At 38.9% G+C, this 20,224-nt stretch carries 15 protein-coding genes and 1 pseudogene; 13 read left to right on the forward strand and 3 right to left on the reverse strand.

The features are described from left to right. The first annotated feature begins 404 nt into the window (after positions 1-404). Genes ACU5DF_RS20350 through ACU5DF_RS20360 form a run of 3 tightly spaced genes read left to right on the forward strand, consistent with a single transcriptional unit; the run spans position 405 to position 5,459 of the window. Positions 405-1,052: a TetR/AcrR family transcriptional regulator gene (locus ACU5DF_RS20350; RefSeq protein WP_446713982.1), complete on the forward strand. Its 648-nt coding sequence runs from the start codon at positions 405-407 to the stop codon at positions 1,050-1,052. After that, positions 1,039-2,358: an efflux RND transporter periplasmic adaptor subunit gene (locus ACU5DF_RS20355; RefSeq protein WP_045103002.1), complete on the forward strand. Its 1,320-nt coding sequence runs from the start codon at positions 1,039-1,041 to the stop codon at positions 2,356-2,358. The genes ACU5DF_RS20350 and ACU5DF_RS20355 overlap by 14 nt, the downstream gene beginning before the upstream one ends. Next, complete coding sequence (locus ACU5DF_RS20360) at positions 2,355-5,459, forward strand: efflux RND transporter permease subunit (protein ID WP_446713983.1); 3,105 nt, start codon at positions 2,355-2,357, stop codon at positions 5,457-5,459. The genes ACU5DF_RS20355 and ACU5DF_RS20360 overlap by 4 nt, the downstream gene beginning before the upstream one ends. Before the next feature lie 33 nt (positions 5,460-5,492). Here the strand turns inward: ACU5DF_RS20360 and ACU5DF_RS20365 are convergent, their stop codons facing one another. Further along, positions 5,493-6,251: a DUF481 domain-containing protein gene (locus ACU5DF_RS20365; protein WP_446713984.1), complete on the reverse strand. Its 759-nt coding sequence runs from the start codon at positions 6,249-6,251 to the stop codon at positions 5,493-5,495. Between the two features lie 179 nt (positions 6,252-6,430). Between ACU5DF_RS20365 and ACU5DF_RS20370 the strand changes: the two genes are divergently transcribed. From ACU5DF_RS20370 to pgi, 4 genes and pseudogenes are all read left to right on the forward strand, one after another. After that, positions 6,431-7,828 (forward strand): replicative DNA helicase, encoded by a 1,398-nt coding sequence (locus tag ACU5DF_RS20370; protein WP_045102999.1) that lies wholly within the window; start codon positions 6,431-6,433, stop codon positions 7,826-7,828. A gap of 9 nt (positions 7,829-7,837) precedes the next feature. Then, positions 7,838-8,920, forward strand: coding sequence for an alanine racemase (alr, locus tag ACU5DF_RS20375; protein WP_045102998.1), 1,083 nt, complete (start codon positions 7,838-7,840; stop codon positions 8,918-8,920). Between the two features lie 12 nt (positions 8,921-8,932). Further along, positions 8,933-10,157, forward strand: a pseudogene (locus tag ACU5DF_RS20380) (BamA/TamA family outer membrane protein). Positions 10,158-10,375: 218 nt separating this feature from the next. Further along, the gene (pgi, locus tag ACU5DF_RS20385; protein ID WP_446713985.1) at positions 10,376-12,028 is read left to right on the forward strand and encodes a glucose-6-phosphate isomerase; all 1,653 of its coding nucleotides are present in this window, start codon (positions 10,376-10,378) and stop codon (positions 12,026-12,028) included. A 412-nt stretch (positions 12,029-12,440) separates the two neighbouring features. Here the strand turns inward: pgi and ACU5DF_RS20390 are convergent, their stop codons facing one another. Continuing rightward, complete coding sequence (locus tag ACU5DF_RS20390; RefSeq protein WP_045102995.1) at positions 12,441-12,902, reverse strand: chemotaxis protein CheX; 462 nt, start codon at positions 12,900-12,902, stop codon at positions 12,441-12,443. A gap of 26 nt (positions 12,903-12,928) precedes the next feature. Continuing rightward, positions 12,929-13,378, reverse strand: coding sequence for a zinc uptake transcriptional repressor Zur (zur, locus tag ACU5DF_RS20395; protein WP_446713986.1), 450 nt, complete (start codon positions 13,376-13,378; stop codon positions 12,929-12,931). Between the two features lie 190 nt (positions 13,379-13,568). Between zur and dusA the strand changes: the two genes are divergently transcribed. The 6 genes from dusA (at position 13,569) to ACU5DF_RS20425 (ending at position 20,179) form a co-directional block, all read left to right on the forward strand. Then, positions 13,569-14,555 (forward strand): tRNA dihydrouridine(20/20a) synthase DusA, encoded by a 987-nt coding sequence (dusA, locus tag ACU5DF_RS20400; RefSeq protein ID WP_446713987.1) that lies wholly within the window; start codon positions 13,569-13,571, stop codon positions 14,553-14,555. A 111-nt stretch (positions 14,556-14,666) separates the two neighbouring features. Next, positions 14,667-15,362, forward strand: a complete 696-nt coding sequence (locus ACU5DF_RS20405) for a TIGR04219 family outer membrane beta-barrel protein (RefSeq protein ID WP_446713988.1) — start codon at positions 14,667-14,669, stop codon at positions 15,360-15,362. Positions 15,363-15,506: 144 nt separating this feature from the next. Then, positions 15,507-15,737 (forward strand): hypothetical protein, encoded by a 231-nt coding sequence (locus ACU5DF_RS20410; RefSeq protein ID WP_446714285.1) that lies wholly within the window; start codon positions 15,507-15,509, stop codon positions 15,735-15,737. A gap of 134 nt (positions 15,738-15,871) precedes the next feature. Beyond that, positions 15,872-17,695, forward strand: coding sequence for an assimilatory sulfite reductase (NADPH) flavoprotein subunit (locus ACU5DF_RS20415; RefSeq protein WP_446713989.1), 1,824 nt, complete (start codon positions 15,872-15,874; stop codon positions 17,693-17,695). Further along, a complete protein-coding gene (cysI, locus tag ACU5DF_RS20420; RefSeq protein ID WP_446713990.1) occupies positions 17,695-19,425 on the forward strand; it encodes an assimilatory sulfite reductase (NADPH) hemoprotein subunit in 1,731 nt (576 codons plus the stop codon). The genes ACU5DF_RS20415 and cysI overlap by 1 nt, the downstream gene beginning before the upstream one ends. After that, entirely contained in the window at positions 19,418-20,179 is a 762-nt protein-coding gene (locus ACU5DF_RS20425; RefSeq protein ID WP_446713991.1) for a phosphoadenylyl-sulfate reductase, read from the forward strand. Before cysI ends, ACU5DF_RS20425 begins: the two co-directional genes overlap by 8 nt. The last annotated feature ends 45 nt before the right edge of the window (positions 20,180-20,224 follow it).

Genomic DNA, 20,224 nt, shown 5'->3' on the forward strand with positions numbered 1-20,224 from the left:
TAAAATTTGGTTTATGGCTTCTTTTGTTCCACAACCTACCCGCGTGAGATGTTCACGATCAGGAGGAGGTTTAGAAATAAAGAAGATACTGTTTTCATTTGAAATACATTCCATAAAAATAATTAACAAATTAATATCGTACTCAGCTCATATCGTCAACCTTTAAATAGGTTTTTTACCTAATATGAATGTTTTTCTATCTAAATGTTACAAAAAGAGAAAGGAAACGATTGCTGAGGTGAATCTAGATGAAAAAAACAGCAGATTTTTTAATGCATAGAATTAATTAATCAAATGATTAAATGTGAATGAATTAAAACATTAGCGCAAAAGTTGAACTTACCTATAATTAATCGAATGATTAATAAACGTATTAATTTATACATGTAAAAAAGGTGTTATTAATGATTAAGTCGCTAGGTAGGCCAAAAGGTGAATCAGAAGTTAGAGAAAGGCTAATTTATCATGCCCGTGAGTTATTTACTTCAATGCCTTATAACAAAGTATCGACGCGACTTATTGCAAATAATGCAAAGGTAAATATTGCGATGATCCGTTACTACTTTGGTAATAAAGAAGGGTTGTTTGAAGCTATGTTTAAAGAAACTCTTGCTCCAGTGCAAAAACAACTCGCCATCTTAATGGATAACAATACAGAGCAAGACCTTATCGAATTAATGAGAACGTATTATCGGGTTATGATGAAAACACCTACTTTTCCTAAATTAATATTAAGGACGATGGAAGCAGATGCTGAACATCAGAATTTATTGCAGAATATTATTTTAAATACGTTAAAACCGATGCAATCAATGCTGATTGATCCTGTGTTTCATAGCGATATTTTTAAAGATGGTATTGATCCAATTAAAGCTCGACTGTCGTTTATTAGTTTAATGGTTTTTCCTTTTTTGGCTCCGACTAAATTGTTAACTATGCATGGTGTTCAATTAGATGAAGCCTTTTTATCTGATTTATTAGAGCACAATATCCGTTTATTAAGCGAAGGCTTATTACAGAATGACAGAGATATCCCATATGAAAATAAATAGAAAATTACTTTTTTTTCCAGTTGTTGCACTTGGGATTTTTACCCTTGTATTAGTGACTAAATTACGTCCATCAGCAGAGGTTAAACCCTTAGAGGATCGATCAAAAATCGTCAAGGTTATTTCATTAGAGCAGAAAGGTGTTGCTCCTCTAGTTATAGGCTTTGGTAAGATAAATCCAAAATTTGAATGGAAAGCCATTGCCGAAGTCTCGGGTAAAGTCGTTTATCGTCACCCTGATTTAAATAAAGGCAACGTACTAGTAGCAGGTACAGAGGTGCTTCGTATTGATCCGCTAGATTATGAATTAAAACTTGCACAAGCAGAGGCGGATCTTAGTTCTAGTAAAACCCAATTAGCGAAAGTGGATTTAGAAGAGAAAAACATCCGAAATACGTTAAAAATAGAAAAAAATCGTTTGGCGATCAGTAAAAAAGAAGTCAGTCGAAAAATAAATCTACAAAAGAAAGGGCTGACGTCGCAATCAGATTTAGATCAGCAGAACCAGTCTTATTTAGCGCAACAAAAAGTCGTTTTAGATATTCAAAACCAAATATTATTATTACCTGATGAGCGAAAAGTCGCACAAGCCATGGTAAAAGTGAATCAAGCGAAATTGGAAGAAGCACAGCGATCTTTAGAGAAAACATCGATAACTTTACCTACTGATGTGCGTATTTCTGATGTGGATATTGAAGTTGATCAAGTGGTTAATTTACAGCAAACAATGTTTATTGCTCATGGTATTAAGACGATGGAGATGGAAGCGCAAATCTCTATTCATGATATGCAAACCTTAGCGCAAAGTGTTAAATCATTTGAGTTGGGTGAGCAAGGAATACCAAACATTGATTCGCTGCCTCTTATTGCTAATATCCAATTAAGTAGTGGTCGTTTTAATGCTGAGTGGCAAGCAAAAGTTGTACGGATCAGTGAGACGGTTGATCCAAACCAAGCGACTGTTGGGGTTATTTTAGAGATTGAACAGAATTATCGTGATTTAAAACCCAATTCATTACCGCCCTTAGTCAATGGTATGTTTGTTAAAGCCATTATTGAGGGGGAGGCGTCATTACAGTGGACTATTCCTGAGAGTGCACTGCATGGAGATAAAATCTATCTGCTAGATAAGCAAAACAAGTTGGTGATCTTACCTGTTAATATTGAATATCGTCGAGATAATAATGTCATTATTTCTGGGGATATAGAGCAAGATGATCGGCTAATTTTAAATGATCTTCTTCCTGCTATAAATGGAATGCAGCTTCGTTTACTTGACCCTAAAAAAGATCAGGAGCCTGCTAAATGATTAAATTTTTTGCTCGTCATCCTACAGCAGCCAATTTATTAATGCTCTCTTTATTACTGCTTGGCTTGGTGTCGTTATCACAACTCAAACGTGAAACTTTTCCTGAATTTAGTCCTCCTTATATTTTAGCTGGGGTTGTTTATCCAGGCGCCTCTCCTCAAGAAGTAGAAGAAAGTATCTGTATTAGAATGGAAGATGCAGTTGATGGTTTAGGGAATATCGAAGAAACCAAATGTGAAGCCATTGAGGGTTCTGCTCGTTTAGTCATAAAGCTTAACGAAAAAGCTGATATCGGACGAATGTTGGTGGATGTTCAAACTCAAATAAATTCTATTAATGATTTTCCCAAAGAAATTGAATCACCAGTGGTGCAAGAACTTGATTGGAATGAACCTGTAGTTGATGTTGCGATTACAGCAGATACCACGTGGCCAGAATTAAAAGCATACGCTGAGAAATTGAAACAAAGTTTAAAGCTTGATTATGATGTGTCTTTAGTTGAAGTGAGTGGGTTTTCAGATCATCAATATCGAGTAGAGCTTAATGAAAGTGCGATTCGTCAATTGGGCCTTAATGTCAGTGACATTGCTAATAAATTAGCACAGCAAAATGTGAAATTACCTAGTGGAAGTGTTGAAACCCCAGAGAAGAATTTTTTAATTCGCTTTGATGAGAGAAAAACCACCCCTGAAGAACTAGCAAAAACAGTGATGGGATCGTCTGAAAATGGAGCTCTGATCCGCCTTGGAGATACTGCGACTATTACCGATCGTTTTGAGTTAGATGAGCAAAAAGTGTTATTTGATGGTAAACCATCAGCGATGCTTAAGATCAGTAAAAATAAAGCTGATGATGCTTTAAGAATTAAAGATCGCGTTACTGAGTTTGTTGAATATCAGCAATCGATAGCACCTGATGGTGTGATGCTAGAAATGACCAACGATCTGTCTTCATTATTGTGGGATCGTCTAACCATGATGGTGAAAAATGGTTGGCAAGGGATCATTCTTGTATTTTTAACCATGTGGCTATTCTTCACTTTCCGCTACTCTTTTTGGGTTGCTGCTGGTCTTCCCGTTGCCTTTCTTGGTGGCTTGTTTTTAATGGCGAGTTTAGGGCTCTCTATCAATATCATGTCTCTTGTTGCTCTACTTATGGCGATAGGGATCATGATGGATGATGCGATTGTAATTGCTGAGTCCATTGCCTCTCATTTAGATCGAGGACAGAGCATTGATGATGCTGTGTATAACGGTGTCAGTAAGGTCTTTCCTGGAGTACTCTCTTCATTTCTAACTACGGTCTGTATTTTTGGTAGTTTAATGTTTTTACAAGGAGAGATGGGGGCGGTACTGAAAGTTGTTCCTCAGGTGCTTATTTTAGTGCTGTCATTGAGCTTGGTTGAAGCTTTTTTAATTCTACCAAATCATTTGAGTCACTCTTTACATAAAGCAAAAAAAGAGCAGCCAATCTCAGGTTTTAAAAAGAAAATCTTAGATCGTTTTGAACGTTTTAGAAATGTCACTTTAGTAAAAGCGGTAACAAAAGTAGTGGAATGGCGTTACGCCTTTTTAGGGGCAGTGATCGCAACCTTGTTGATCTCTTTTTCTCTTATTTCTGGTGGTGCACTGAAGTTTGTTGGCTTTCCTGAATTAGACGGTGATATTGCAGAGGCTCGAATTATTTTACCCCCTGGCTCATCGCTTTCTCAAACAGAGTTAGTGGTGGATAAGATAGTGACAGCCGCTGAAAAATTAAATATGGAGTGGAGTGATAAATACGAAGAGGGTCAGCCTCTTATTGAGCATATTACTCAACAATTTAATACCAACGCAGATGCCAATGAATCAGGGCCACACTTAGCAACGATACGATTGGACTTATTAGGTGCAGAAAAACGAAATACCTTAATTGATGATTTCATCGATGCATGGCGTGAAGAAGTAGGCGATCTGGCTGAACCAATAACCATGGTGTACAAGCAGCCTACTATGGGGCCGGGTGGGCGAGCGATTGAAATTCGAATGATGGATGATGATCTTCATACTTTAAAATCAGCCTCGATTGATATCCAAGCTTATTTAAATGAGTTTGCTGGTGTTTATGGTGTCCTTGATGATATGCGAATGGGTAAAGAAGAAGTGTTAGTAAAACTTCGTCCAGGAGCGGAAACCTATGGTGTGACAGGCCAACTGATAGCAAATCAATTGCGTGCGGCGTACTTTGGACAAACGGCTGACGAGATCCAACTTGGCGTAGAAAATATTGAAATTCAAGTGCGCTTAAATAAAGAGCAAGCAGGTAATTTACATACTTTGGAGAACTTTCCAATTATTCTGCCTACTGGAGGCCAAATACCTTTAGCTTCTGTGGCCACTTTGGATTTTCAACGTAATTATGTTCGAATTCAGCGAATTAATGGGTTAAGAACCTTAAGTGTGTTTGGTGATGTTCATGCCTCTCAAGTTAGTTCTACTGAAATATTGAATCAATTTAAAATAGAACTAGCTCCTGAGTTATTGAAAAAATACCCAGGACTACGTTTTGATTTTGAAGGGGAAGCGAAAGACACCGCCGAAACCGGACAATCAATGGGCACCGGTTTTATGCTGGGCTTATTTGGTGTGTTTGTTATTTTAAGTTTTCAGTTTAGAAGCTATCTTGAACCGTTTGTCGTAATGCTCGCGATCCCGTTAGCACTGATCGGGGTACTTTGGGGTCACTTATTACTTGGCCACCCGTTAAGTATGCCAAGTATTATGGGATTTGTCTCATTGGCAGGGATTGTGGTGAATGACTCAATCTTATTGGTGCAATACATTCGACACCATGTGGATGAGGGGGATTCTGTTTATGAATCGGTAGTGAAAGCGAGCCAAGAAAGATTTAGAGCGGTATTTTTAACTTCAATCACAACAGCAGCAGGGTTATTACCTCTGTTGTTAGAAACCAGTATTCAGGCTCAGGTTATTCAGCCGCTAGTGGTCTCAATTGTGTTTGGTATTTTTACTTCAACGTTATTGGTGTTGTTTATGATCCCTGCAGCTTATGCGATTCTGGCTGACTTTGGATTAGTAAAGAAGCATGAAGCTTTGCATTAATACGGCTTTAATATCAGATTACAAGTTCTCTTATTAGAAAGAAAAGAGCAGATTAATACTCAAGACTGAATCTGTTTGACTAAGCCCTGGAGGTACACGATCAAGATACTGTTGAGATTGTGCTATTTTTAGGGCTATCTCATCAGTAATATTATTCGTGGCACTTATTTCGGAATCCACACGAGTATTACTTGTTCCTGTTGTGATTGTTACTTCTCCCGCAAGCGTTAAATTATCTAATACCTGCCAAGATAAATTGATATTTCCTCGCAAAATCACTTCTTTGACCGTTTCAGGGAAGATCAAATCATCATCATCAATTTCATCTAAATTTGGATTCTGATAACGATAACCAGGGCCTAGCTCTAACTCAAGCAGGAGATCGTCAGTATTACTTGCTTGATAACCCATACCACCAGAGAGGGTATAATCATTAAAATAAGCACTATATTGAGTGTTTAGGCCTTTAAAGTTGGCATATAAATAATAATCAGGGCTTATTTTATAGTCACTTTGCAGGTTAATACTGAGTTGGTCTTTATCTGCTTCTCCATTTTTTTCTGATAAATAATATTTTACCTCCCCCGTATGACGGTGTTGCCCAGATGTATAGCTGCCTTCAAATCGACTATTGAGTGACTGGGAATCACTGTTACCACTATTTGATTGGTAGCCAAATTCTACTTGGCTTTCCCATGGTGAAGGGAGGGACATATCCGTGTTTTCAATGTCGCTTGCATAGGCAGATGTACTGATTGCGATCAGCCCTGTAAGTAATATTTTCTGTAACACGTATCAACCTTAAAAAAAAAGATAGCAGCTAGTATAAGTATTTTATTACATTCATGAGTTAAATTTGAGTCAAAATCTTTATTTTTAGAATGGTTAGGTTGCTATAGAAGGATTGTTATTTCATCCATGTTTCTTTTGGTTATAATGTAGAGCTAAATTTAGGATGGTGAAAAGTAGTAATGGCTGATAATCGAAATCAAAACCGCAAACATGATGCACAAGTTGATGCATTAAAAGTACCACCGCATTCATTAGAGGCAGAGCAATCAGTACTTGGTGGCCTACTACTTGATAATGAGCGTTGGGATTCTGTTGCAGAAAAAGTGGTCGCGGGTGATTTTTATAGCCGACCGCACAGACTGATTTTTGAGTCACTTAAGTCCATCCTAGAAAATAGTATGCCTTTGGATTTAATTACCTTATCTGAGCATCTTGAACGTCATGAAAAATTAGACTCTGTTGGTGGCTTTGCCTATCTAGCCGATCTTGTAAAAAACACCCCAAGTGCGGCAAACATTAATGCGTATGCAGATATTGTTCGTGAACGTGCCATGGTTCGTAATTTGATTGGTGTTGCGAATGAAATTGCTGATGCAGGTTATGATCCTCAAGGACGAACGTCTGAAGATTTACTTGATATGGCAGAGAGTAAAGTATTTGCCATCGCAGAAGAGCGTACTACTGAGAATGAAGGCCCACAAACTGTAGACACGATTCTTGAGCGGACATTAGAACGAATTGAGCTTCTATACCAAACACCACAAGATGGTGTCACAGGTGTATCCACTGGTTTTACTGATTTAAATAAGAAAACTGCAGGTTTGCAAGGGTCAGATTTAATTATTGTTGCAGCACGTCCATCGATGGGTAAAACCACCTTTGCGATGAACTTATGTGAAAATGCCGCAATGGATCAAGATAAACCAGTGCTTATTTTCTCGCTAGAGATGCCCGCAGAACAATTGATGATGCGTATGTTGGCATCTATGTCTCGTGTAGATCAAACCAAAATTCGTACTGGGCAATTGGATGATGAAGATTGGGCGCGTATTTCGTCTACTATGGGTATTTTGACCCAAAAGAAAAATATGTTTATTGATGACAGTTCAGGGCTGACTCCAACAGAGCTGCGTTCGCGTGCTCGTCGTGTTGCCCGTGAGTCGGGTGGTTTGAGCATGATCATGATAGATTATCTTCAACTAATGCGCGTTCCTGGAATGCAAGATAATCGTACTCAAGAGATTTCAGAAATATCTCGTTCTTTAAAAGCATTAGCGAAAGAATTGAATGTTCCAGTTGTAGCTCTGTCTCAGTTGAACCGTTCCCTGGAGCAACGTGCTGATAAACGCCCAATTAACTCGGATCTTCGTGAATCGGGAGCGATCGAGCAAGATGCCGATTTAATCATGTTTATTTACCGTGATGAGGTTTATAACCCAGAGAGTAACCGTAAAGGGATTGCTGAGATTATTTTAGGTAAACAACGTAACGGCCCAATTGGTTCAGTCAGTTTGACATTCCAAGGTCAGTTCTCACGTTTTGATAATTACGCAGGACCTGCGTTTGATGATGAATAAGGCTAGATCATGAGTTATATGAAAGCGGCCTCAGCGCAAATTAATATGTCTGCGTTAATCCATAATTTGAAGAAAATTAAACAACAGGCACCCCATAGCAAAGTGCTTGCTGTTGTAAAAGCAAATGGGTATGGCCATGGATTGCTAAATATAGCAAAGAGTGCTAATGATGCTGATGCTTTTGGTGTCGCTCGTATTGAAGAGGCATTACAACTTCGTGCTGGTGGTATTGTAAAACAAGTTCTCCTGCTTGAAGGGTTTTATTCTGCCGGTGACTTACCTATTTTAGTGACTAATAACATTCAAACTGCGGTTCATTGCAAAGAGCAACTTGAAGCGCTTGAAGCGGCAGAATTGGAAGGTCCTGTCGTTGTTTGGTTGAAAGTAGATTCAGGAATGCATCGTTTAGGTATTCGTCCTGAAGAGTATCAAGAGTACGTTGAGCGTCTTCATGCTTGTAAAAATGTCGCTAAGCCGCTGCGTTACATGAGCCATTTTGGTTGTGCTGATGAACTTGAAAGTTCAGTAACAATTGAGCAAATTGATACCTTCATGTCATTAACTAAAGGGTGTAAGGGAGAGCGTTCATTAGCGGCTTCTGCTGGATTACTTGCTTGGCCTGATAGTCAATTAGATTGGGTTCGTCCTGGTATTATTATGTATGGTGTTTCTCCATTTGCTGGACAATCAGCACAAGAACTAGGTTATTTGCCTACCATGACTCTTACCTCTCATTTGATCGCAGTACGTGATGTTAAAGCAGGTGAGAGTGTTGGTTATGGTGGAATATGGACGAGTCAGCAAGATACTAAAATTGGTGTGATTGCCATTGGCTATGGTGATGGCTATCCGCGAACAGCACCTAATGGTACTCCAGTATTTGTCAATGGACGCAAAGTTCCAATTGCAGGTCGAGTCTCAATGGATATGTTAACGGTTGATTTGGGACCAGAAGCTCAAGATAGCGTGGGTGATGAAGCTACTTTGTGGGGAAAAGAACTTCCCGCTGAAGAAGTTGCAGAGCATATTGGAACCATAGCTTATGAATTGGTGACTAAATTGACGTCACGAGTGAAGATGCAATATACCTAAATGAGGCCATAATTGAGTTCATTTTTTTTAAAAAGCGCTACTGGACTAGCGCTTTTTCTTATTTCACCGTTTTCAGGCATTAACACTGTAATGGCCGAAAATAGTATTTGGCCTACTTCTTTACCTGAGACAGCAATGGTTCCTTTTATGTTCTCATCAGAGAGCCTAGGCACTACGGTGGGTGTTGCTGGTGTAATGAAAGGAGTCGGCCAGCCTCAAGCTTCTTTATTTGCCGCTGGGTTTTATTCGACAAAAGGTTCCTACATGAGTTATTTATCGGCCAATAATGTACAAATTGGTCACTCATGGTTAGTTGGAGCAAATGCTTATAATGCCAATTTTAAAGATATGGATTATTACATTGGCTCGGCAGGGAATAATGATTCATCAGTTAATGACCGATTATTTACAGATAGCCTAGAAGCACAATATCATTTGAGTGCAAATTACGTACTACCAATTGGTAATGGTGAAAAAATAGGTGCGCAAGCCGCTTATCTTCCTGAACGTAAAGTTAAAAATTACAACCCATTTGAAAGTGGTGTGAGTAGCATTGAGTTCAGTCCTTTCTATTATTCTCGTCACTTATCTAATGTCTCGAATTGGAATGAGCCTGGTTCCAACTGGGGAATGAAAGTTAACCTTGATTGGGATAATCGAAATAGCGTGAGAAACACCACTCATGGAGCTCGTACTGAACTTGATATTACCTATTCTCCAGAAACCAACTCTCAAGAAAGATGGTGGACATGGGAGTTTCAACAGAGTGCATTCTTTGATTTAGGTAATTTAGGTGAGGTAATTAATAAACAAGTTGTGGCCTTAGATTTTTATGTGGCAGATACTCCTAGTTGGCAAAATGAGCAACATTCTGCCCCAGAATATGCAGGAATAAGGTTAGGCGGTTTATATCGTTTACGTAGTTTTGGTGGTGGTCGTTTTCATGGTCGTTCAGCCATTCATTATTCAGCAGAATATCGAGTTATGCCGGATTGGCAGCCATTAGAAGAGTGGCCTATTTTTAATCTTTATGATGTGCCTTGGTGGCAATGGGGTCGCGTTTGTAGATGTCGGACGGGTTGCAAATGATTTCTCGTTATCGACATTACATGAAGATATGAAGTGGAGTGCAGGCGGTGCGATACGTTTTCAAGTTGAAGGGATTGTGGTACGAACAGAAATGGCATGGGGAAACGAAGAAAGTTTATTTAGAGTGATGATTAATCAACCATTCTAATTCTTTTCGCCACAATAATGATCTCAACACTAGAGTTCTGTTGCCTTGATAGTGATAATGTTCACTTATAGAAGTTTTAATGTGACCTAACTCAAAAAGGGTGAGCGTAGTTTTGGTCATAATATATAAAGTTCACCATATTTTTTAGATTCGTATAAACGGGGAGTTCAGAAATTTATTTTTGAACCAACAAACCTACTACACGGGATATTTTTACCATGTTAAAAAACATCAACCCAACAGAAACTCAAGCGTGGGCAGACTTAACTGCACACTTTGAAACAGCACAAAATTTCAGCCTATCTGATCTATTCGCTGCGGATGCACAACGTTTTGATAAATTTTCAACAACGTTTGGCCAAGACATTCTAGTGGATTTCTCTAAGAACTTAGTTACTGAAGAGACAATGAAAAAACTGTTCGCACTAGCTGAACAAACTGAATTGTCTTCAGCAATTAATGCGATGTTTAACGGTGAGAAAATCAATAAAACCGAAGATCGTTCAGTTCTTCATACAGCACTTCGTAACCGTAGCAACACTCCGGTAATCGTTGATGGTGAAGACGTAATGCCTGCTGTTAATGCAGTACTAGAAAAAATGAAAGGCTTCACAGAGCGTTTAATTTCTGGTGAGTGGAAAGGTTACACAGGTAAAGAAATTACAGATATCGTAAACATCGGTATTGGTGGCTCAGATCTTGGTCCATATATGGTTTCTGAAGCATTAGCACCATATAAAACACGTTTAAACATGCACTTTGTTTCAAACGTTGATGGTACACACATTGTTGAAACTCTGAAGCCATTGAACCCTGAGACAACGTTATTTTTAATCGCATCTAAAACATTCACAACACAAGAAACAATGACGAATGCACACAGTGCTCGTGATTGGTTCTTAGCTGAAGCTGGCGATCAAGCCCATGTTGCTAAACACTTTGCTGCACTATCAACTAATGCACCATCAGTGTCTGAGTTTGGTATCGATACAGATAATATGTTTGAGTTCTGGGATTGGGTTGGCGGTCGTTATTCTTTATGGTCAGCAATCGGTCTTTCAATTGCACTAGCGGTTGGTTTTGATAACTTTGTTGAGCTTCTTGAAGGTGCTCATGAAGTGGATAATCATTTTGCTAATACGGATCTTGAAAATAACGTGCCTGTTATTCTTGCACTTATTGGCCTATGGTATAACAACTTCCACGGTGCTGAATCAGAATCAATTCTTCCATACGATCAGTATCTACACCGTTTTGCTGCGTACTTCCAACAAGGCAACATGGAATCAAATGGTAAATGTGTAGACCGTAACGGTAACCCTGTTGATTACCAAACGGGTCCAATCATTTGGGGCGAACCTGGTACAAATGGCCAACACGCGTTCTACCAATTGATTCACCAAGGTACAAAATTAATTCCTTGTGATTTTATTGCGCCTGCAATCAGCCATAACCAAGTGGGTGATCACCACCAGAAACTGATGTCTAACTTCTTCGCACAAACAGAAGCGTTAGCATTCGGTAAAACAGAAGAGACTGTTCGTGCTGAATTTGCAGCCGCTGGTAAAACAGAAGCAGAAATGGCAGAGCTAGTTGCGTTTAAAGTATTTGAAGGTAACCGCCCAACAAACTCAATTCTTGTTAAGCAAGTAACACCTAAAACACTAGGTAACTTGATTGCAATGTACGAGCACAAAATTTTTGTACAAGGTGTGATTTGGAATATCTTCAGCTTTGACCAATGGGGCGTAGAACTTGGTAAGCAATTGGCTAACCAAATTCTTCCTGAGCTAGCTGACGATAAAGCCGTGACTTCTCACGATAGCTCAACAAACGGCTTAATCAACGCATTTAAAGCATACAAAGCTTAATACCAATCGTAGTAAATAATTGAACATCCTAGCTGGTTAAAATGCTCGATAACTGCGTTGAAATTTTTGATTGTAGAATAACTACTTATCGAAAAGTTTCGCCTTGTTCTCAAGCATTTTCCCTACGCTATTTCTGAACACTTACTTACTGTGATTGGGATTAATACAAAAGAGCTGACTTTGGTCGGCTCTTTTTGTATCTATCGCTTTGATTTATTACAGGTAATAAAAAAGGTTGATACCTAAATATCAACCTCTTATCATTTCCTGAATCCTGAATCCTGAATCCTGAATCCTGAATCCTGAATCCTGAATCCTGAATCCTGAATCCTGAATCCTGAATCCTGAATTTTATTTCTTGCTTTTGCTCTTATAGAAGCGCAGCGTTCTAGTCTCTAGTCTCTAGTCTCTGTTACTCAAAACAGATCTCAATAAATGCATTACCCCACTCAGAAGTAAAAGGCATGATAATAATCGCGCCATCGCATTTATGAGTAATTGTATGGCCTTTACCTGAAACAACCATTGGGGTTGCCATATCAAACTCAAAGCCACTTTCTGAAAGAATACGCTTAGCACCACCGGTGACCATATTAGTGATTTCTCCCACCATATCCGTCACTTCTTCATTAATGCTGTTTGGGCGCTCACCTAGCATATTCTGCATTATTTGTAGAGCTAGTGGTTCGTCAAAAGTAATCGACATTGAGCCTTTACTCTGAATGCCAACCATGCCAATTAAGCCAGATACATCACCACGAGCAATCTCATCTTTCTTAATACGAGGTTTCTGTGGTTTTAATTCCATAGAGGCCATCGTCTTAAGTACATTGATCAGTGAAGCTAAGAATGGGTTTACAAATTCAGCGCGCATGGTAGGTAACGTCCTTAAGTAATATTTTAATTTTTATCTTTGTAATCTAAACAAGAACTACAAGTGCCATGAGTTTCAACGATATGGTTCTCAATTACAAAACCGATTTTCTCAGCCTGTTGAGTAAGTTGTTCTGTAATTTTTATATCATGATATTCAATAACATCATCACAAGTTCGGCAAATGAACAGTTGTGAAAAATGAGCCCGTTCACCAATGACACAACAAGATATATAGCTATTTATAGATTCGACCTTATGAACGAAACCCTGAGTGACCAAAAAATCTAATGCACGATAAATGGTTGGAGGCTTTGCCTGAGGTTCTATTTTTTTTAATTGTTCTAAAAGATCATAAGCACTGATAGCTCCTTGGTGAGAGGTTATCAGCTCTAAAACCGTTAATCGCTGTGGAGTAAGTCTGACCCCACGTTGTTGGCAAAGTTGCTCAACTTTTTGTTTTTGCGTACGATTCACTGGTTGGATATCTTATTAATTAAACAGATAAATCAGTTTATCATAAGTCGATATCTTTTTTCTTTATTCTTTTAAAGAATAATTGTCTGTTTAAAGTTAGCAGTATACTGAACTAAAAGAAGTAATAGGATAGCTGTTTATATTCTGCTTATGTTAGAATTGAGGTCTTGATCACTGAAAGAATGTACCTATGAGCTCTTATCCATTACAACGTTTCTCTGTCGCTCCTATGCTTGATTGGACTGACCGCCACTGCCGTTATTTCCATCGTCAATTATCAGAGCATGCTTTGTTGTATACAGAGATGATTACCACAGGTGCCATTATTCATGGTAAAGGTGATTTCCTAGCTTACAATGAAGAAGAGCATCCTGTTGCATTACAACTTGGTGGTTCTAATGTAAAAGATTTAGCGCATTGTGCAAAATTAGCGGCTGAGCGTGGGTATGATGAAATTAATCTCAATGTAGGTTGTCCATCTGATCGCGTTCAAAATGGTCGTTTTGGTGCTTGCCTAATGGCTGAACCTGAGCATGTTGCTGAGTGTATTGCTGAAATGAAAGCCGTTGTTGATATTCCGGTAACAGTGAAAACACGTATTGGCATTGATGATCAAGACAGTTATGAGTTTTTAACTAAATTCGTATCAACAGTTCATGAGAAGGGTGGTTGTGATCAATTTACCATTCATGCTCGTAAAGCGTGGCTGAGTGGCTTAAGCCCTAAAGAAAACCGTGAAATTCCACCGCTTGATTACCCTCGTGCGTATCAAATTAAAAAAGATTTCCCTCAATTAGTAGTTGCTGTTAATGGCGGTATTAAAACACTGGATGAAGCGAAAGAACATTTAGCTCATCTAGATGGTGTGATGATTGGTCGTGAAGCTTATCAGAGTCCTTACTTATTAGCAGAGGTTGATCAGCAACTTTTTGGTAGTGATAAACCTGTGAGAAAGCGCAGTGAGATTGTCGAATCAATGTATCCATATATTGAACGTCAATTAGAGAATGGTGCACATTTAGGGCATATTACACGCCATATGTTAGGTTTATTTCAAAGTATGCCAGGTGCTCGCCAGTGGCGTCGTTATATTAGTGAAAATGCACATAAACCAGGAGCTGGTATTGAGGTGGTGCAAACAGCATTAGCCAAGATCCCAACAGAGTTAGATGTCTAAAATTCAAGCTACGTATCGATAAGATAAAAGTAGAGAAAAAATAAATATATAAATTAAATAGTTTATGATGATAATCATGAACTAAAATAGCGTCGCAAATGGAGACTACGCATGAACAAATTATCCTTAGCCACTGTTATTGCTTCTGCTGCCTTATTATTGGCTGCACCAGCGTATTCAGAAGAGCAGGAATTTACTACTAAAATTGAGATCGATGCGTGGTTCCCAGATGCAAAAGTGGGCTCAAAAGAAACTGCAGTTCGTAGAAATGATGTTGATGCATCACAAGCATTTTCTGTTGCTTTTGAACACCCATACCCAATTTTGCCGAATGTAAAAGTACGTTATACGCCTGTTCGTTCAGAGCGTTTTGAATATGATCAGATTGATTACACAGGTTATTATAAATTATTAGAGACTAATGGCCTTCAATTTGATGTCGGTTTAACATTGACACAATTCACTAATGGTGAATTTAATAAAAGCGGTTCTGTAGATAACAGTAAACCTGTGAACCAAAGTTTTGATGAAACTGGCATTAATATGTATGCAGATGCATCGATCCATATTCCAAAAACGCATTTTCATATTTTTGGCCAATATGATTTTGGTAGTGGTAGTGGTACGCGAACGATGGATGGTCAAGCAGGGGTTAAATATATTCTTCCTGTTGATGCTGTCGATGTTGAATTTAAAGTTGGTTATCGAGTGATGGATCATGAGTTTGGTTATTTTGAAGAGTTTGATAGCAACCAAGCAAATGTAATGGTAGATGGTTGGTTTGCTGGATTTGCATTTGATTTCTAACCACGACTAAAGTCAGTATTGAGAATAGCGATGCAGGAAACTGAGTCGCTATTTTTTTATTTAAAATTTGCTCAATTAAAGTTTATTGACCATTCTTATATAATGGATATTACTATGATATTCATATTTGGTAAGGATGCAGGTATGACAACATTAAGTGAATTAAAATTAATGTACCAAGAAGATCAGCTAATTGAAGCTGTGATTGAACCAACGATGGCTGAAGGTGCTTGGATTGTAGAGTTTCGCCATATACGTGGAGGCTTAGTTTTACTTACTGATCTTAAAGGGGGGGAGATGAAATATAGAGATTTAGAATCCGCTTCAAAGAGTGCATTATCTGTTGGATTTAATCAGGTGAGAATTAATGATTAATTACCGTTAAGGCATAAATTCAGTAACGCAAACATTTCTTTCTTCCAAAAAGTTATAAAACATACTTATCTATTCTTTCTTGTTATAGGAAAGAGTCGCTAATCTAGCATGACGCAATGAATAGGGATGTCGTCATGTTATTAAAGGAACTCTCCGCACTCGCTAGTCCACTTAATGATCAACAAATAGGTCAATTACAGCTAGCGGCTTCAGAATTATCTTCACAACAACTTGCTTGGGTTAGTGGTTATTTTTGGGGTGTCAGCCAAACCTCTGGTGCAGCACAACCAATTAGCCAAGCCGCAGAGGCGGTATCAAGTGAGCCTGCAGGTAAGTTATCAATTATTTATGCCTCACAAACAGGTAATGCTAAAGGGGTTGCTGAAGCGCTGAAAACAGAAGCTTCTGCCTCTGGGATCAGTGTTGAGCTGTTTGATGCCAGTGACTATAAAGGTAAAAACCTCGCCAAAGAAACTCACGTTATTATTGTTGCATCGACCAATGGTGAGGGGGAAGCCCCGGATAATGCGATTGAACTGCATGAATTTCTTCAATCTAAAAAAGCCCCTAAATTAGATAACCTAAAATACGCTGTAATTGGTTTGGGGGATTCAAGCTATGAATTCTTCTGCCAAACAGGTAAAGATTTTGATGCGTACTTATCTAAGAAAGGCGCAACGCCATTTATTGAGCGTATCGATCTTGATGTGGATTATGAAGCTCCAGCAGCTGAATGGCGCAAGCAAGCCTTAGAGAAAGTAAAAGAGACCTTATCAACAGGTGATGATTCTAAAAATGGACAGGTAGTGCAATTACCAGTTGGTCAAGCCGCACATAGCCACTCTCAATATTCAAAACAAAACCCTTATACGGCAACGTTATTAGCAAGCCAAAAAATAACGGGGCGAGATTCAGGTAAAGACGTTCGTCATATCGAAATTGATTTGGAAGATTCAGGTTTAACTTATCAACCGGGTGACGCACTTGGTGTTTGGTTTGAAAATAATTCAGAGTTAGCCGCTGCAATCTTAAAACAAGTAGGTCTAACAGGTGAAGAGCAAGTTGATGTGGATGGAGAATCTATTTCTCTGCAAAAAGCCTTAATTGAAAAATATGAAATCACTTCGGCAAACCCACAGCAAGTGGCTAAATTTTCAGAGTTATCAGGCAGTAAAAAACTAGAAAAATTGGCACAAGATAAAGATAAATTACGTCACTATGCCGGTAACACTCAAGTCATTGATCTACTATCAGAAAAGAAAACTAAATTAACTGCAGAGCAACTAGTTAGTTTACTTCGTCGCTTAACTCCTCGTTTATATTCTATTGCTTCAAGTCAAAGTGAAGTGGATGAAGAAGTGCATTTAACCGTTGCTGTTGTTGAATATCAACAAGGTGATGAGACTCGATTTGGTGGTGCCTCAAGCTTTCTATCTCATCGTCTAGAAGAAGGCGATGAAGTAAAAATATTTATCGAACACAACAATAATTTCAAACTTCCTCAAGATGATAATGCCCCTGTAATCATGATTGGCCCAGGTACCGGTATCGCGCCATTCCGCTCATTTGTACAAGAGCGTGACAATCGTGATGCAGAAGGTAAAAACTGGTTATTCTTTGGTGATAGAACCTTTACACAAGATTTTTTATACCAAGTTGAATGGCAGAAATATCTGAAATCAGGCGTTGTAAATCAATTAGATGTTGCATTCAGTCGTGATCAGCAAGAAAAAGTCTATGTACAGCATCGTATCCTAGAGCATTCAGCACAAGTATGGCAGTGGCTGCAAGATGGCGCTTATATCTACGTGTGTGGTGATGCAACTCGAATGGCAAAAGATGTACATGACGCGTTAATTACCATTGTTGAACAGCAAGGAAAGAAGAACAGAGAAGAAGCAGAGCAGTTTGTAAATGATCTGCGTAAGGCGAAACGTTACCAAAGGGATGTGTACTAATGAGCGAACAAATTGAAGTAAAAACAATCTTATCAGGCACAGAGCTTGGCCCATTAGCAGATAACGAGCGTCTAAAGCGTGAAAGTCAAAATCTTAGAGGAACGATCGTAGAGGATCTTCAAGATCGCATTACGGGTGGTTTTACCAAAGATAATTTCCAATTGATCCGCTTTCACGGCATGTATCAGCAAGATGACCGAGATATTCGAGCTGAGCGTGCAAAGCAAAAATTAGAACCTCTACATAACGTAATGCTTCGCGCACGTATGCCGGGTGGAATTATTACTCCAAAGCAATGGCTAGCGATTGATAAGTTTGCAGAAGAAAATACCTCTTATGGCAGCTTGCGTTTAACCACGCGTCAAACGTTTCAGTTTCACGGAGTTTTAAAACCAAACATTAAATTAATGCATCAAACATTGAATAGCATTGGTATTGATTCAATAGCAACCGCGGGTGATGTAAACCGAAATGTTCTTTGTACTACGAACCCTGTGGAATCTGAGTTACACCAAGAAGCTTACGAATGGGCTAAAAAAATCAGTGAGCATTTATTACCAAAAACTCGTGCCTATGCTGAGATTTGGTTGGATGGTGAGAAGTTAGAAAGCACGGATGAAGAGCCTATTTTAGGCAGTAACTATCTTCCTCGTAAATTTAAGACAACCGTGGTTATCCCACCGCAAAATGATGTAGATGTTCATGCCAATGATCTTAATTTCATTGCGATTGCTGATAACGGAAAACTGGTTGGTTTTAATGTGCTTGTGGGTGGTGGTCTTGCGATGACCCATGGTGATACCGCAACTTATCCTCGTAAAGCGGATGATTTTGGTTTTGTTGCTCTAGAAAAGACACTAGAGGTAGCTGCTGCGGTAGTGACGACTCAACGAGATTGGGGTAACCGTTCAAATCGTAAAAATGCAAAAACAAAATATACGTTAGATCGTGTGGGTGTTGACGTCTTTAAAGCTGAAGTCGAAAAACGTGCTGGTATTCAATTTGAAGCAAGTCGTCCTTATGAGCTTACAGAACGTGGTGATCGAATCGGCTGGGTAGATGGCATTGATGGTAAGCATCATCTTGCATTATTTATCGAAAATGGCCGTTTATTAGATTACCCGGGTAAGCCATTAAAAACAGGTGTTTCCGAGATTGCTAAGATCCACCAAGGTGATTTTAGAATGACAGCCAACCAAAACTTAATTGTTGCTGGTGTGCCTGCTGAGCAAAAAGATCAGATAGAGAAAATTGCTCGTGAGCATGGTTTGATTGATGATGCTCACTCTGAACAACGCAAAAACTCAATGGCGTGTGTCGCTTTTCCTACCTGTCCATTAGCGATGGCAGAAGCCGAACGTTTCTTGCCTGAGTTTGTGACTGAAATCGAAGATGTACTTAAAAAACATAAACTGCCAGAAGAAGATAATATTATTTTCCGTGTCACGGGCTGCCCAAATGGTTGTGGCCGTGCAATGCTTGCTGAAATAGGTTTAGTCGGTAAAGCGCCGGGACGTTATAACTTCCATTTAGGCGGTAACCGCAGTGGTACTCGTGTACCTAAAATGTATAAAGAGAACATTACAGATCGTCAGATTTTATCTGAGATAGATGAACTTGTTGGTCGTTGGGCAACTGAACGTCAAGGCAATGAAGGCTTTGGTGACTTTACTATTCGAGCTGGCATTGTAGATGAAGTGATAGTGTCAAAAAGGGACTTTTATGCCTAAATTGCAATTATCAGAGCTGTTGTCATTAACGAAAGTTGAGCAAATTTTACGCTTATCTGAAGTTAATACAGAGCTTGAAACGCTGACCGCTCAAGAGCGAATTTTGTGGGCGTTAGAAAACTTAGAAGGAAACCCTGCGGTCTCCTCAAGTTTTGGAATTCAAGCAGCAGTGATGTTGCAATTAGTCACTGATGTAAAAGCGGATACTCCGGTTATTTTGACCGACACAGGCTATCTGTTTCCTGAAACCTATCAGTTTATTGATGAGCTAACTAAGCGTCTTCACTTAAATTTGCAAGTATTTACAGCAGATGAAAGCCCTAATTGGCAAGAAGCACGTTATGGGAAATTGTGGGAAAAAGGAATTGATGGTCTTGAGCAATACAATAAATTAAATAAAGTTCAACCAATGCGTCGAGCGTTAGATCACTTAGAAGTGGGTATTTGGTTTTCTGGTTTGCGCCGTGATCAATCTAGCTCTCGTGCAAACCTTCCTATTTTAAGCATTCAAAATGGTGTATTTAAATTTTTACCTGTGCTTGATTGGACAAATAAAGAGGTGCATTTTTTCTTAAAAGAACATGATTTACCTTATCACCCTTTATGGGAACAAGGTTATTTGTCGGTAGGTGATACGCACACTACTCAAAAATGGGAACCGGGAATGAGTGAAGAAGAAACACGATTTTTTGGTTTAAAGCGAGAATGTGGATTACATGAAGATAATGGGGAGCTAGGTGGTTCAGGAATTTAATTGCTATTACATAACATAAAAAAAGCAGCCCAATAATGAGGCTGC

The sequence above is a fragment of the Aliivibrio wodanis genome (assembly GCF_052920805.1).

Excerpts from the sequence above, each read along its gene's own strand:
- alr (WP_045102998.1), top strand. The coding sequence starts at position 7,838 with ATGAGTTATATGAAAGCGGCCTCAGCGCAAATTAATATGTCTGCGTTA.
- ACU5DF_RS20350 (WP_446713982.1), top strand. The coding sequence starts at position 405 with ATGATTAAGTCGCTAGGTAGGCCAAAAGGTGAATCAGAAGTTAGAGAA.
- ACU5DF_RS20410 (WP_446714285.1), top strand. The coding sequence starts at position 15,507 with ATGACAACATTAAGTGAATTAAAATTAATGTACCAAGAAGATCAGCTA.
- ACU5DF_RS20370 (WP_045102999.1), top strand. The coding sequence starts at position 6,431 with ATGGCTGATAATCGAAATCAAAACCGCAAACATGATGCACAAGTTGAT.
- ACU5DF_RS20425 (WP_446713991.1), top strand. The coding sequence starts at position 19,418 with ATGCCTAAATTGCAATTATCAGAGCTGTTGTCATTAACGAAAGTTGAG.
- dusA (WP_446713987.1), top strand. The coding sequence starts at position 13,569 with ATGAGCTCTTATCCATTACAACGTTTCTCTGTCGCTCCTATGCTTGAT.
- ACU5DF_RS20355 (WP_045103002.1), top strand. The coding sequence starts at position 1,039 with ATGAAAATAAATAGAAAATTACTTTTTTTTCCAGTTGTTGCACTTGGG.
- ACU5DF_RS20390 (WP_045102995.1), bottom strand. The coding sequence starts at position 12,902 with ATGCGCGCTGAATTTGTAAACCCATTCTTAGCTTCACTGATCAATGTA.
- ACU5DF_RS20415 (WP_446713989.1), top strand. The coding sequence starts at position 15,872 with ATGTTATTAAAGGAACTCTCCGCACTCGCTAGTCCACTTAATGATCAA.
- ACU5DF_RS20360 (WP_446713983.1), top strand. The coding sequence starts at position 2,355 with ATGATTAAATTTTTTGCTCGTCATCCTACAGCAGCCAATTTATTAATG.
- ACU5DF_RS20405 (WP_446713988.1), top strand. The coding sequence starts at position 14,667 with ATGAACAAATTATCCTTAGCCACTGTTATTGCTTCTGCTGCCTTATTA.
- cysI (WP_446713990.1), top strand. The coding sequence starts at position 17,695 with ATGAGCGAACAAATTGAAGTAAAAACAATCTTATCAGGCACAGAGCTT.
- pgi (WP_446713985.1), top strand. The coding sequence starts at position 10,376 with ATGTTAAAAAACATCAACCCAACAGAAACTCAAGCGTGGGCAGACTTA.